Source organism: Streptomyces sp. SID12501 (genome assembly GCF_010550245.1).
GTDB lineage: Bacteria > Actinomycetota > Actinomycetes > Streptomycetales > Streptomycetaceae > Streptomyces.
In genome coordinates, this window is the sequence record NZ_JAAGLU010001096.1 from 1 (window position 1) to 381 (window position 381).

At 65.4% G+C, this 381-nt stretch carries 1 protein-coding gene; it reads right to left on the minus strand.

Annotated elements, in window-relative coordinates; genetic code table 11:
• Positions 1–381: cytochrome b (locus G3I71_RS49990; protein ID WP_164325631.1), on the minus strand; the 381-nt coding region annotated here is incomplete at both ends.

Genomic DNA, 381 nt, shown 5'->3' on the forward strand with positions numbered 1-381 from the left:
GCCCGACCCCGGGTACTGCGTGTGCTTGTGCAGCACGACGAAGAACAGGTGCAGGCCGATGAGCGCGAGGATCAGACCGGGCACGAGCAGGATGTGCACGGTGAACAGGCGCGGGATGATGTCATGCCCCGGGAACTCTCCGCCGAAGATGAAGTACGACAGGTAGCTGCCCAGGATCGGGATGGACCGCACGACGCCGTCGGTGATGCGCAGGCCGTTGCCCGAGAGCACGTCGTCAGGGAGCGAGTAGCCCGAGAACCCGGCGGCGAGGCCCAGGATCAGCAGCACGAAGCCGACGACCCAGTTGAGCTCGCGGGGCTTGCGGAACGCGCCCGTGAAGAACACGCGCATCATGTGCGTGACGATCGCCGACATGAAGAT